Annotated in this window: 11 protein-coding genes; 1 reads left to right on the top strand and 10 read right to left on the bottom strand. The window is 49.9% G+C overall.

Translation table 11 applies throughout. The features are described from left to right. Complete coding sequence (locus tag AABJ99_RS16185) at window positions 1-1,398, bottom strand: RtcB family protein (RefSeq protein ID WP_039021233.1); 1,398 nt, start codon at window positions 1,396-1,398, stop codon at window positions 1-3. Window positions 1,399-1,989: 591 nt separating this feature from the next. On the opposite strand from AABJ99_RS16185, the gene AABJ99_RS16180 reads away from it, so the two are divergent. After that, complete coding sequence (locus AABJ99_RS16180) at window positions 1,990-2,895, top strand: LysR substrate-binding domain-containing protein (protein ID WP_338387378.1); 906 nt, start codon at window positions 1,990-1,992, stop codon at window positions 2,893-2,895. A 33-nt stretch (window positions 2,896-2,928) separates the two neighbouring features. On the opposite strand, the gene cobO is transcribed toward AABJ99_RS16180, so the two are convergent. The 9 genes from cobO to glmS form a co-directional block, all read right to left on the bottom strand. Continuing rightward, window positions 2,929-3,531 carry a cob(I)yrinic acid a,c-diamide adenosyltransferase gene (cobO, locus tag AABJ99_RS16175; protein WP_000388210.1) on the bottom strand — a complete coding sequence of 201 codons (603 nt, stop codon included), beginning with the start codon at window positions 3,529-3,531 and terminating at the stop codon, window positions 2,929-2,931. A 9-nt stretch (window positions 3,532-3,540) separates the two neighbouring features. After that, on the bottom strand, window positions 3,541-5,193 hold the full coding sequence (locus tag AABJ99_RS16170; protein WP_332218485.1) for a class I fumarate hydratase: 1,653 nt from the start codon (window positions 5,191-5,193) through the stop codon (window positions 3,541-3,543). 107 nt (window positions 5,194-5,300) lie between these two features. Continuing rightward, window positions 5,301-6,581, bottom strand: a complete 1,281-nt coding sequence (locus AABJ99_RS16165) for a dicarboxylate/amino acid:cation symporter (protein ID WP_000724204.1) — start codon at window positions 6,579-6,581, stop codon at window positions 5,301-5,303. 160 nt (window positions 6,582-6,741) lie between these two features. Continuing rightward, window positions 6,742-7,059, bottom strand: a complete 318-nt coding sequence (locus tag AABJ99_RS16160) for a DUF4387 domain-containing protein (RefSeq protein WP_000813947.1) — start codon at window positions 7,057-7,059, stop codon at window positions 6,742-6,744. Further along, window positions 7,056-8,426, bottom strand: coding sequence for an acyclic terpene utilization AtuA family protein (locus tag AABJ99_RS16155; protein ID WP_039021235.1), 1,371 nt, complete (start codon window positions 8,424-8,426; stop codon window positions 7,056-7,058). The genes AABJ99_RS16160 and AABJ99_RS16155 overlap by 4 nt, the downstream gene beginning before the upstream one ends. 3 nt (window positions 8,427-8,429) lie before the next feature. After that, window positions 8,430-9,671: a methylaspartate ammonia-lyase gene (locus AABJ99_RS16150; protein ID WP_000695027.1), complete on the bottom strand. Its 1,242-nt coding sequence runs from the start codon at window positions 9,669-9,671 to the stop codon at window positions 8,430-8,432. Further along, complete coding sequence (locus AABJ99_RS16145; RefSeq protein WP_000423321.1) at window positions 9,671-11,116, bottom strand: methylaspartate mutase subunit E; 1,446 nt, start codon at window positions 11,114-11,116, stop codon at window positions 9,671-9,673. Before AABJ99_RS16145 ends, AABJ99_RS16150 begins: the two co-directional genes overlap by 1 nt. Window positions 11,117-11,134: 18 nt before the next feature. Then, entirely contained in the window at window positions 11,135-12,523 is a 1,389-nt protein-coding gene (glmL, locus tag AABJ99_RS16140) for a methylaspartate mutase accessory protein GlmL (protein ID WP_338387377.1), read from the bottom strand. Beyond that, window positions 12,523-12,972 (bottom strand): methylaspartate mutase subunit S, encoded by a 450-nt coding sequence (glmS, locus tag AABJ99_RS16135; RefSeq protein ID WP_000710392.1) that lies wholly within the window; start codon window positions 12,970-12,972, stop codon window positions 12,523-12,525. Before glmS ends, glmL begins: the two co-directional genes overlap by 1 nt. Window positions 12,973-13,215 lie beyond the last annotated feature (243 nt).

The raw sequence follows: 13,215 nt of genomic DNA, 5'->3' as shown, positions 1-13,215 counted from the left end.
TTATGCTTTAAATGTTAACCACGGTCGGAATCTAACCGCTGGCTGAATTAATCCGGCTTCTTGTTGAGCTTCGATAACCGGACCAATATCTTTATAAGCCGCTGGCGCTTCTTCAAGACGTCGTTCTTCGCGCAATGTGACGCATTGGCACGGCAGCGTTGACTCTTCAGTCGCGCGTGAGCGCATGGCCTGCCGACGCTGGCTGCGTCCTGCTCCGTGACTGCAAGACCACAGCCACTTCGGGTTGCCGCAACCAACCGCAAGCCAGGAATAATCACCCATGGAACCGGGGATTAACGCCAGATCGCCCGCGCGTGCCGGTGTTGCACCTTTGCGATGAATATTCATATCATGCTCGTGAAGGATGATGTTATGCGGCACATCCACCACCAGATGTGAATCATCCTGATGAAATAAATCGGCAAAACATACGCGAACCATTTCCGCAATGGTCACGCGATTTAACCATGCGTAACGTGCCGCCATTCCCATCGCTTGTAGATATTCCTCCGCCAGTCCACCAGCCAGACCATATAACCCGCTTTGTGGGTGTTTATGCCCGGCGGGCCATTCAGCACGGGCACGGTCCATCCAGCGTCGTCCGACGTAAAAGCCGACATCTCGCGATCCACTGTGGATCATCACCACGATATCGCCCGTTTTCAGCCCTTGTTGCCAGGCCACATGGCGATCGACCACGCTATCAACCACCTGAAGTTCAATAAAATGATTACCTGAACCCGGCGTACCCAGACAAGGATCGCGGAGTAATGCGCGGTCCGTTGCCAGCAGGGCGGGTGGGGCATAACGCGAATGACTGTTATGCTCGTTAAGCCCAATGCAGCGGTCAATCTCTTGTACCATTCGGAGGATATTCGTGCGTGTCCAGAGACCTGCTGATGGCAAGGCCGACATGCAATCTGCCGGTCCGCCATCAAAAAGCGCGGTGAACGCTCGTGCGGATAACGGAACATCGCGCTCATTCTGCAGTAACACTTGTGTTAACCGCTGAGTGATTATTTCTTTATTCGCTTCGGCTTGCTCAAGGGTTAATCCGGTCGTCAGCAGCCGCATGCCACAAGAAATATCGGTGCCGATGGCCGCAGGAATGACTAAATCCGGCGTTGAGGCCACCACCGCGCCAACGGGGACGCCATTGCCGGGATGAAAATCTGGCGTCGCGCACGTCTGGCGCACATAACCTGGGTGGTCTGGTAGCTTCACTTCTGCAAAATCAAGCAGTTGTGTTACTGCTTTTTCTTCCAGCGGCAGTTCGTCCGGCAGCAGTACGCGGGCACTGGCTCCTGATGGACGACATAATGAAACAATATTGTTGGCGCGGGAAAGTTGGATCCCTTTGCGCAGAAAGGCTTTATCAAGCCTTGAAAGATGATGCATAACGCTGTCCTGAAATATAGACGTTAATCAACCCCCTGTATTGCGAGGGTAATTTTGTCTTTCCGGTCAGCAGCCAGCAAAAGGGAAAGAAAACGCGCGTAGTGTATGTGGCGATAGCAATTTTTACAAGTGGTAAATCTGGCTTATTGTTAAAGAGAAATTATCTTTTGCGATGTCTTTTAAGGCCATGACTCATTCAATTTAACCGGACATAGATAATATATAACATAGGGTATCTAAATTTATCTTTGTATACTTGTCATAATTCAAGTTGCATGTGCTGCATCGATGTTCGCTCACCCAGGTCACTTACTTATGTAAGCTTCTGGAAATTCATTATTTGTTCCCTTCCTGCAACTCGACTTATTTAGAGTATATTCATGTATATGAATAATATTCTTGCAATAATGGCTTTAAAGCATTGCATGCGGATAACTGAGGTGAAATTCCTGTTTTAGGATTATTGTCACTTTATTTTCCTGGTTGGACATATAGCTGACTGGTTTGTTTATTTGAATTATGATATTCATTAGTGCTACTGTTTTTTTATAAAATAATTTTTTGAATTGTTATTTTTTCACGGAAGGCATTATGCGAGGGAAAATACCTAAAACGGAACTGCTGGTGACTTTTGAGGTCGTCGCACGTCATGAAAGTTATACCAGAGCGGCAGAGGAGTTAGCGTTAACCCAAAGTGCAGTATTCAGACAAGTAAGTGCGCTGGAGGAATTTTTATATACTCCGTTATTTTCACACTCTAAAAAACGCATTTTTCTTAATGATGCAGGGAAGTATTACCTGGGGATAGTAAAAGAAACATTAAATAAGCTGGAACGCGATACCAATACGATTATGACCTGGCAGCCTACGGTTCAGGTTATTGAACTTGCCGTTAATCCTACGTTTAGTACCCACTGGTTAATCCCAAATTTACATGAATTCACAAAGTTACATCCCGATATTATTGTTAATATTCATTCTTTAGCTAATAACGGCGATTTTCTTAATCGGGAGTACGATGCTGTCATTATGCGCGAAAATTTTTGCGCGCCCTGGGCGGAAGTAGAATATCTCTTTGAAGAGGAGATTTTGCCGGTATGCAGCGGCAGTTTGCTTGCAATGTCCGATCAAAAACTGTCAGTGGCAGAACTGCTTACTGAGTTACCACTTCTGCATCAAAGCACCCGTATTACTGGCTGGGAAGAGTGGTTTGCCCTATCTGGCGTTAGCAGTCCGCTGGTCAATAACGGACCACGTTTCGATTTGCTTTCAATGCTGATTGCCGCCGTGCGCTCTAATCTCGGCGTGGCGCTGTTACCACGGTTCGCTATTCAACATGATTTGGATAGTGGCGATATGGTGATTCCCTGTGATGTGCCTATTCGTACCGGTAATCGTTTTATTATGACGTGGCAGGAAGAGAAGTCTGACTCGCCGCACTTGCAGCAATTTCGTGAATGGTTGCTGGCGAAATCGGTCGTACCGCAGGAGATGTAAAACCTGCGCCTGGCGGGATGCCAGGCGCAGTTATTACCAGTCGATACCCGGCTGCGCCTGAATGCCGTTATCAAAAGCATGTTTGACGGGGCGGATTTCGCTGACCGTATCCGCCATTTTTAATATCTGACTGTGGCAACTGCGTCCGGTGACAATGACACTTTGTTGTGCCGGGCGGTTTTGCAGAGAAGTGATCACTTCTTCGGTGTCCAGATAATGGTAAGCCAGCATATAGGTCAGCTCATCAAGCACCACTAAGTCGTAACGCTTGTCAGCCAGCATCCGTTTGCTTTCCGACCAGACCTCTTTCGCCGCGTCGATATCCGCTTGCCGGTTCTGAGTCTCCCAGGTAAAACCGGTTCCCATAATATGAAACTCAACCCCCAGCGGCTGGAGAAGGTTGTATTCGCCGTTGTCCCATTGCCCCTTGATGTACTGCGCAACCCCCACCGTTTTGCCATGACCCACCGCGCGCGTCACAGTACCAAACGCGGCAGTGGATTTCCCTTTGCCGTTGCCGGTGAAAACAATCAAGATCCCTTTTTTCTCTATCGCCGCCGCGACGCGCGTATCGACCTGTTCCTTCAATTTCTGCTGGCGCTGCACATGCCGTTCAGTTGAAATTCGCGCTTCCATTCATTTTCCTTAATGTCCCGCAGGGCAACTGGCGCAGCGGTGTTGCTGCTCAAACTGACTAAAGAAATTATTGCCTTTATCATCGACCAGGATGAATGCGGGCAGATTTTCCACTTCCATCATCCACACCGCTTCCATACCCAGCTCCGGGTATTCCAGGCAACGCAGACTTTTGACATATTCTTGCGCCAGTAACGCAGCTGCACCGCCAATACTTCCCAGATTGAAGCCGCCATGTTTGTGACAGGCATCGGTGACCTGCTGGCTGCGGTTACCTTTCGATAACATTACCAGACTGCCGCCAGCCGCCTGGAAGGTTTCGACATAACCGTCCATTCGACCGCCCGTGGTTGGACCCAGTGAACCGCAGGCCATGTTCTCCGGTGTTTTCGCCGGGCCAGCGTAATAGACAATATGATGCTTCAGGTAATCCGGCATCGATTCGCCGCTATCCAGCCGCGCTTTTATTTTGGCGTGGGCGATATCGCGCGCCACTACGATGGGACCACTTAACGACACGCGGGTGCCTACCGGTAATCTGGCGAGATCCTGCATCACGTCACGCAACGGACGGTTTAGATCCAGCTGTACATGTTGCGCGTGATTTTCTTCCCGCAGTGAGGCTGGAATATATTGCCCCGGATTGTGTTCGAGTTTTTCCAGCCAGATACCGTGCTTGTTAATTTTGGCTTTGATATTGCGATCGGCAGAACAGGAGAGCGCCATAGCTATCGGGCAAGAGCCACCGTGACGCGGCAGACGAATGACGCGAATATCATGAGCGAAATATTTACCCCCAAATTGCGCACCAATACCAAATTGCTGACTGGCCTCGAGCAATACTTTTTCCAGCTCAATATCACGGAATGCTTGTCCTTGCTCGTTTCCGCTGGTGGGCAAATTGTCGTAATATTTCGTTGAGGCCAGCTTGGCAACTTTTAAGGTTTGATCGGCTGAAAGCCCTCCGACGACAAAGGCGATGTGGTAAGGCGGGCAGGCAGCGGTGCCCAGCGATTTCATTTTTTCGATTAAAAATGCGGTCAGTTTTTCTGGTTGCAATAGGGATTTGGTTTCCTGATAAAGCGCGGCTTTATTGGCGGAGCCGCCCCCTTTATTAATACAGAGAAAATGGTACTCATCACCAGCGACGGCGCTGATATCAATCTGCGCCGGTAGATTGGTTTGCGTATTGACTTCGGTATACATATCCAGCGGCGCATTTTGTGAAAAGCGCAGATTATTTTCCTGGAAAGTACTGTAAATGCCTTTGCTTAAGGCTTCAGCGTCGTTACCTCCCGTCCATATCTGTTGCCCTTTACTGGCAACAATAGTTGCGGTGCCGGTATCCTGACAGTTGGGTAATACCCCTTTTGCTGAGACTTCAGCATTACGTAATAACTGCAACGCAACGTATTTATCATTACTACTGGCCTGCGGATCGTTAAGAATGCTGGCGACCTGTTGCAAATGAGCGGAACGTAAGAAAAAAGAGGCTTCATAAAATGCCTGCCGGGCAAGCAGCGTTAATGCTTCAGGAGCGATTTTTATCACTTCTTCGCCGTCTAATTCCGTTACTGTAATATGTTGATCGCTAATTAATGTATATTCTGTACCGTCTTTATTTTGTAGAAACGGTTCTTGCCAGATAAATGGTTTGGACATATTTCACTTTTCACCTTAAACGTTAGTGTTACTTAATTGCCGTCTAACTTCATGATCCGGCTTATAAAAATGCGTAGTCATTGGCTTCTGATTGCTTAAGATCCCCCTCAGGGCAGAGCAACGTTCGATTCATTGGGTTTTAATGCTTTACCCCGACAACCCTCGCCGAAATGTTCGCCTTCCCACCGACTCACCATCGCAGCGCCCATTGCGTTGCTCATGACGTTTGTCGCGGAACGCCCCATATCAAGGAACGGATCAACGCCCATCAGCAAGATCAGCCCCGCTTCCGGAATATTGAACTGGTTGAGCGTGGCGGCGATAACCACCATTGAGGCGCGTGGTACGCCAGCCATTCCTTTCGAGGTCAACATCAGGATCAACAGCATGGTGATTTGCTCACCGATGGATAAATGGATATTGCAGGCCTGGGCGATGAAAACTGTGGCGAAGGAGCAGTAGGCCATTGATCCAACGAGATTAAATGAGTAGCCAATGGGTAAGACAAAGCTGGCAATTTTGGGGGAAACGCCAAATTGCTCCAGTTTTTCAAGCGTTCCCGGAAAAGCAGCTTCAGAACTGGATGTGGTAAATGCCAGCAGGGCGGGTTCTGAAAGGGCGCGGGTCAGGCGTCTGATGCAGGGGCCGACATAAACGATGGCCAGACCGATAAGCAGCACCCAAAGTAATAACATGGTGAAATAAAATTCACCCATAAAGATCCCGGCGCTCACCATAACTGCCAGTCCTCGTTCAGCAATCAATGCTGAAATAGCGGCGAATACGGTCAGGGGAGCGAAGAGCATGACGTAGCCAGTGAGCTTTAACATGGCATGTGCCAGCGAATCTAAGGCGTGAACGATGGCGCTGCCTTTCTCACCAATCGCCGTCAGGCTACAGCCGAGGAAAATTGAGAACACCACGATTTGCAAAATTTCATTGTGCGCCATGGCATCGACAATGCTGGTGGGGAAAGCATGCGAAATAAATACTTTTAGTGTAAAGGGTTCTGACGCGACCACTCCGGTGGTTTCGGCACCGTGTGCAACAAAATTAATTCCTGTGCCTGGCATGAAGAAATTTACCGTTATCAAGCCTAAGGCAATTGACAGCAATGAGGCGCAAATAAATAAAAAGAGTGTTTTAGAAAAAATACGACCAAGGGCTTTGGCATCGCCCATTTTAGCAATACCTACCACCAGGGTAGAGACTACTAACGGAGCGATAATCATTTTTATCAGTCGTAAGAAAATCGTCGTGAATATCGATATTTCTTGCGCATAGAGTTTTGCTGTTTCCGGTGAAGCAGTGTTATTGAGCACTACGCCGATAATCATTCCAAGTACCAGCGCCAAAAGAATCATCGTGGTTAAACTTATTTTCTTCATTTTTTCCTCCATCAGGTGCACGGCGATAAATCAGAATCAGGAGAAGTAGATGCCCGAATAGAGATTCAGGCATCTACCTGCTATTACAACCTTACAAATAGCTGAAGTGTTGAACTGCAATAAGTGACGGGATGTCAGTTGGCTAAAAGTGTTCGGATTTTTACAAATCGAAACTCATATTTAATAAAGGTGCATGTTGCTGTGCGCCATAGACATCATTGTCACCTACATTCCCGGAGATAATATCTCGTGGCATGACAATTTTTACTGCGTTAGAAGGATCAAACCAGACAATACGATGAATAAAGTCAGGTTCAACATGATATAAGCGCGCAATCAGTTCTGGGGTTAATTGCCCTGATGATTTTACTCGCTCATAGTTTTCTTTCGTTTTAAATAAAATATCTAAAACCAGTTCGTAAGGTCCGGCATTTTTCGAACGAATGACTTGCGCCAGTGAGACAATTGACTGTTTCATGCCTGAACTCCTTCTGGCGTCACCTGTTCAATATGGAAATCAAAACGCAGAGCGTCGTTGGCTTCAATCAGGTGATATATGGAAAATTCGTATACCGGCCCGCCCTGGATATCAGAAGGGGAGAACGGGAACGCCAGGTTGCCTGCGGTAGCGATGCGGTTTTCATAGCCGTAGTGCAGCATGGTAGAGCGCACTAGCGAGCAAACGCTATTGGCAATATCCTGGGTCGGTGCAACTACATCAAGGACAATCCCCAGCTCATGCCCGGCAGTTTGCATCGGTTCATGGTCGCCCATCACCCCGTTTTTGCCGTACAGGTGGAAATTGATGCGAATGCTGTCATCGTCGAGCGACAGGTTACGCGAAACGCTGGTTTTGACTTCATCGATGATTTTATCGATCCCGGCGATCATGATCGGGTCGCGCGTTCCTGCGATGGTCAGACAGCGGAAGCCCACCCGTCGCGCACCTTCCAGTTTCAGGGCATACGGCGTTTCTTCATGCTTAGAACCGCTGACGTACACTTCGCCGTCATTGACCGCTTTAAATGTGCAGCCTTTCAGGTTCAACACGCCGCCAGGTCCTGGCAGGAAGTAGGGATCGGATTTCTCATACAGTGTGTGTGCAGCCGCTGACGTTTCGGTAAATTTACGCTTCGGATTAAATGTCTTCAGCGTAAAGCCGTTGTCATCAATGATGCCCATCGCACAGTCAGAGCCTGAGCCGGGCGTTGCGGCGATTGCCGCGCATTCAAGGATTTTCCCACAATGCAGCGCCAGACCTTCATCAAAGCCTTGCATGATCGGTAGCGCAGCAAAGCAGGCCGGGTCGTAAGCGCGCCCGCCCAGCACCACTTGCGCGCCTTCTTTCAGCGCCTGCTGGAAGGGTTCGATGCCCATTTGCGCGACGATATACGTACTTTCGTCAATCGCGTCGTGGGTTAACGGCGGGACAAAATCCAGCGCCGTGATTTTGCCGTTATCCAGCGCCTGGTGGACGATGGCTTTGTCAACGTCTGCCGGGATCAGCGCCATCGAGAACGAGAGGCGCTCTTCCCGGGCAATCTCATGAATTATTTCTCGGCACCACTCCAGGTGTGGAGCGGCACCAGAACCGCCGGCCGTTCCGATCACCACCGGTATATTATTTTGCACGCCTGCGGTGATCATATAGCGCAGATCGCGCTTGACTCCTGCGCGATCGGTAAACGGTTTGCCTGCCCCGAGGTAGTGGGGACCTGGATCGGAAGATCCTGCATCAGCGGCGATCAGATCGGGCGATTCTGCCATCGCTTTGCGGAAGCTCTCTTCCGGGAATCCATACCCGAGGATTGCCGTTGGCGATAAGACTTTAAAAGAACGAGCCATTTGTTAATCCTTAGCCTGCAACAGCGCGATAGTACGATTCATTTCGTTGAAGACGATATCGAGGCCTTCGTCAAAGCCCATCCCTGGTTTTACCAGCATACGCATGGGGCGAGCAGCAAGGGCGACGTGGACACAGGTGCGGGCACTGACATCAGTTTCATTGCAGGTGCCGCCCTGGTACGCTTCCATGCTGTGGCTGTTGCAATAAAGAACTGCATCGACGATGTTGTGAATACTGCCCAGATCCGGGGTTTTGATTTGCACCATGTGGCAACTGGCGGCATCAGTGAAATCAACAATATCCTGGTAGGTGTTACACCATTCATCGGCCACGATTTTCACGCCGGAACCGAGGCGCGTCAGCTCTTTGGTAATCGCGGTCAGCAGGCGGATTTGATCGGGCTTGTTACCGGCATCGACCGGCCCCTCAATGTAGAGCGGCAGGCCTTGCGCCTCTTTTTCCAGACTGGCGATGTATTGCGCACAGCGAAGCGGATCCATATCGAAGATCAGACCAATAGTGCCGTATACATCGATGTGCAGGGTAGGGTGGTAGCGTGCGCTGGTGCGTTTGCTTAGAATCCGATCGGATAGCCAACGGACATATTCGCGCAGTTTTTCTCCTTTAAAGCCCAGTTTCTCTTCGACGTTATTAATCAGCGCATGAGGTAGCACGTCGATGCCCTTAAGGATCATCTTATCGACAGCGATATATCGATCGTCTCCGCTCTGACCAAATAATGGAATGGATTCCGCCACGCGTGGCAACTGCCATTCATCACAGACCACTTCAGTTTTTAGACGGCCGGTTGCCAGCGCGGTAGCATCAAGCAGCGCCTGTGATAATCCGTAACGTACGGCGGTATGCAGCAAGTTGCCGTCAATACGCAATTTGTCGAAGAAACGGGCATTCGGCAGGAAAGCATCCACATCGCGGCCTACCAGTAATGGCTTGATATGGTCGTTGAGGAACGGAATAAAGTGCTCTGCGAGGAACAGTGGATCGCGACCGCCTGCCCCGGAATACTGTACGGCAGCACAGTCGCCTACGGCGACCGCACCGTTTTCCAGAATCAACTGAACCGAAACGCACTCCCCGGCCTGACGTACGGCGTTAAACCCCTGTGTTACCGGCTCTCCGGTGTAGAAAAAGCCGTCGTGACCCGCTCCGTTTTTTATCGCCTGCTGATCATCGAAATAGAATGAGGAGTAGCCAGCGGTAAAAAGGGCCTGTTTTATTTTCATTATGGTCTTCCTATTAATTTACTGTGGGATACAGCATTGATGTCATCTACAACCATCTGGAATGTCGGTTGGCGTCCTTCAAAGCGCGCGCGTTCCGCAACGTAATCGTGGTGGAGGTCGAGAATATCTTTTGGCAATGGAACGGCTCCGGCTTCCAGTACGCGTATCGCGCCGGTGTTGTCACGGACCGGAAGAATTTTGCCCGCGTTGCAGGCGGCTGGTGCAAACGGCACATCCAGTACGCCCGCTTCAAATGCCAGCACCGTACCGCGCGCAATATCACCATTACCCAGTTCGAACACTTTGTTCAGTACAGCGCGAACCTCGCTCTTAATCAGTTCAATTTCTAGTTCAACCGCCGGGCACGGCGGGAATTTCTGCTCGTTGACCATGTTGAGCATCTGGCGGGAGGCTTTTAGCCCCTGAATGTTGGCAGCAGCAGTCGGGATGCCCCAGGCTTCGTGCGGACTTTTGGTGATGACTTTGGTAGCACCAGACATCCCCGCGACGGCAGCACCCCAGGAGATAATGGCGAACGCTTTCGATTCGTCCTCCGGAAAGCCTCCCATCCACTGGTGAAACACGGTACTTAATTCGTAGTCGGTATAGCCATAGCTCTGAAAATATTCGTGTGCAAGTTCCCGCAGAGACTGGATCGCCGCGACATCCTGCGTCAGGCTGCCGACCTGACCATAACCAACGGTGATAGACTTCACACCCTGTTCCAGTGCCAGCAAGCCTTCGATTATTGCGATAGAGTGCGAGATAAACGGCGGGATTAGCGTACCCGTTAGTGGGCCAAACGGTTCGCGGTTGATGCGGATCCCGTGTTCTTCATACATCCCCATTAAACGGTCGCAGTACTGCCAGTCGCGGATCGATTTTTCCAGCGTTACGCGTTTGGCATACGGGATGTTGTAGGAAATGCCGCCGCCTTCATAACTGGTAAAGCCGCTGGCCATCGAGATTTCAGCCAGCAGACGCGCATCAGGCGTGCCGTGGCGGATCTGTAGCGGTTTTTGCAGAGTTTCGGTGAGGCGACGGCAAGCTGCGACGCCGTGGTTAACTACCGGTAAACCGTTCAGTTTAGAGGTTCCGGCTTCGATGGATTTTTTAATCCCTACAGCCGCTTCTTCGTACCGATTCAGACGGGTATATGCATCGATAGTGCTCGGCAGCAGATCGCACTCTTCTTGTAGTGTTTTCAGTAGTTCGATGTGTTCGTCCATCAGCGCCACGCCTGCGCGCGGTTGGCTAAGGGTTTTACCTTCCTTGTCTGCTTTCAGCAGGGCAAGAGAGAAGCGTTTATGCTCAGGAATGGTTTGTTGGTATTTAACGCCATCTTCAAAGTTTTCAACATCCTTGCCGGTTTCCCAGGTTTTCAATACCTGTTGCCGCTCGGTCATGAATTCGTCATGGGTTAATTTCTTATTTCGAAGTTCCATTGATTGCAGCCTTAATTGTTATAGGGTTAAGCATTGAATACTGGTGCGCGCGGCGGCCAGCGGATCGACTCTGGCGACGTTTGCCAGCAGTGGTAATAGCCCCCGGGAATCGCGGTAATATTCAAATTCGGTCGGTAAGAGAATGCGTTTGCCGTCGTCGTTTAACTCGCGGTATTTCAACCAGCGATGCATATCGAACTGACCGGCACGCGAGAGCCATCCGCCGGATCCAACGACTTTACGCACGGTTGTCAGGTCACGTCCCATCTGTAAATCGACATTGCCGATGCAGGTGCAGACCTCTTTTTTGGTGCCCGCATGTCTTTCGGTGGCATAACCCACACACAGTCCGGCCAGGACGGTATCGAAATATTTTTCATCTGCATTCGCGGGTAAGTAGTCGGGATGAGCGACTAGATGACGGAGGTAATGATAAAAAGCGTCCAACTGTGCGGGTTGCTGAGCAAAATTCACACTGACTAACTCTTTCGCACTTTCACCAACCACCATTGCCGAGACGCGCATTCCCAGATCGCCTTCCACCGTCCGTTTTACGAAGGGTTCCGGTACGCCATGTAAAACAGTGTCGGGCGAGAGCGTGTTGGCACAGGCGGAATAGACATCGGTGGTTGCGCCGCCCATGTCGATCAGCATGAACTCTTTCCAGCTGTGATCGACGTTACTGATTGCCTTAACCAGTTCAAAGACCGTCCATGGTGTCGGCATTGGTTCTTCGCCTGTTTTATCAACAATGACATCCAGCCCTTTCCCTTTAACGATGCGTTTAAGGAATATGTCGCAGATAGCCTGGCGTGCAGCTAAAGGGTTCGGATGGTCAAGATCGGGTAGAACATTGTCGACGATGGTCAGGTCTTTATGCCCGAGGATCTCCTGCACCTTGTCCTGAATATCCCGGTTTCCGGCATAAATAATGGCGCAGTCGAGTTTGGATTCTGCCAGCACACGGGCGTTATTCAGTCCGTAACTTTCTTCTCCGCCGTCGGTGCCGCCGGTGAACAAAAGAATATCGGGCTGCGTTTCTTCTAGTGCCTGGATATCACGGCGGTTCAGCTTGTAGGCGTAATATTGCGCAATTTTAGCACCCGCAGAGTGAGCGGTTACTTTCGCGGTTTCCCGGGTGATAGAAGGCACCAATCCCATTGCGGCAACCGCCAGCCCACCTTTGGCAGAGGAGGAATACTTCAATGCAACCTCACCACGGTTTAACAGGGGGAGGGCATTATCTACGTTTAACACCTGGTTAAGGCTGGAGAAAAATCCCTCTGCCAGATGATGGATGGTGGTTGGGGTCAGAACGTGGTTAACCAACGTTAACGCGTCCCCCTCCCGGGTGAAGAGGGCTGCTTTGGTCCACGTCGATCCAATATCGACAGAGACGATTTGCATCAGATTGCCTCTTCAAGAATGCGAGTATCAACGTCATGACGTTGGTTGATATCGTGGGCCATCAGCTGACAAACATCTTCTAAGTCATGACTTGGGGAAAAGACGCGATCAAATCCCATCTCTTTGAACTTGGTTTCCACGTCAGCGAAGTCATGTTTTCCGACCACCAGGTTGCCGCCCACATAGAGCAGGATGTCCCCCAAGCCACGCTCAATGCAGCGTTCGCGCATGCCCAGACAGTCGATATCGCCATGCCCATAGATAGAGGAGACGACAATTGCGTCAGCGCCAGTTTCAATGGCAGCATCAATATATTCGTCCTGGCTGACCATTACGCCCAGATTAATGACTCTGAAGTCATGGTTGCTAAAAACGCGGTCCAGAACTTTATTGCCTACTGCATGGCAGTCCGCGCCAATAACGCCAATCACAAGTGTTGCTTTCTTCATGGGTAATCCTTTGTAAGACAGAGAGTAAAATAAGTTACACACGTCGTATTTATGGCCGTCCATAACGGCACAGGTTTAATATCACAGGAGTGTCTTTATCTGGTCGTAATGTTGCAATTGATCTATTTTCAAAATGTCTTTCGGGAAATGATTGTTTAAAGTGTGTTTTTAAATTCTCATTTTAATTCAGCGTGTTATGTCAACTAATGTCATGAATGTTAAATTTTTAAAATTAACTTGATT

The sequence above is a fragment of the Escherichia coli genome, assembly GCF_036503815.1.
In the GTDB taxonomy this organism is placed as follows: Bacteria; Pseudomonadota; Gammaproteobacteria; order Enterobacterales; family Enterobacteriaceae; genus Escherichia; species Escherichia coli_F.
Note: the sequence above shows the minus strand (reverse complement) of the source record. Positions and strands in the feature narration are given on the sequence as shown.

What these genes read in the sequence shown, in the direction of transcription:
- glmL (WP_338387377.1), bottom strand. Translation starts at nt 12,523, where the DNA reads ATGCAAATCGTCTCTGTCGATATTGGATCGACGTGGACCAAAGCAGCC.
- AABJ99_RS16145 (WP_000423321.1), bottom strand. Translation starts at nt 11,116, where the DNA reads ATGGAACTTCGAAATAAGAAATTAACCCATGACGAATTCATGACCGAG.
- AABJ99_RS16150 (WP_000695027.1), bottom strand. Translation starts at nt 9,671, where the DNA reads ATGAAAATAAAACAGGCCCTTTTTACCGCTGGCTACTCCTCATTCTAT.
- AABJ99_RS16185 (WP_039021233.1), bottom strand. Translation starts at nt 1,398, where the DNA reads ATGCATCATCTTTCAAGGCTTGATAAAGCCTTTCTGCGCAAAGGGATC.
- AABJ99_RS16180 (WP_338387378.1), top strand. Translation starts at nt 1,990, where the DNA reads ATGCGAGGGAAAATACCTAAAACGGAACTGCTGGTGACTTTTGAGGTC.
- AABJ99_RS16160 (WP_000813947.1), bottom strand. Translation starts at nt 7,059, where the DNA reads ATGAAACAGTCAATTGTCTCACTGGCGCAAGTCATTCGTTCGAAAAAT.
- glmS (WP_000710392.1), bottom strand. Translation starts at nt 12,972, where the DNA reads ATGAAGAAAGCAACACTTGTGATTGGCGTTATTGGCGCGGACTGCCAT.
- cobO (WP_000388210.1), bottom strand. Translation starts at nt 3,531, where the DNA reads ATGGAAGCGCGAATTTCAACTGAACGGCATGTGCAGCGCCAGCAGAAA.
- AABJ99_RS16170 (WP_332218485.1), bottom strand. Translation starts at nt 5,193, where the DNA reads ATGTCCAAACCATTTATCTGGCAAGAACCGTTTCTACAAAATAAAGAC.
- AABJ99_RS16165 (WP_000724204.1), bottom strand. Translation starts at nt 6,581, where the DNA reads ATGAAGAAAATAAGTTTAACCACGATGATTCTTTTGGCGCTGGTACTT.
- AABJ99_RS16155 (WP_039021235.1), bottom strand. Translation starts at nt 8,426, where the DNA reads ATGGCTCGTTCTTTTAAAGTCTTATCGCCAACGGCAATCCTCGGGTAT.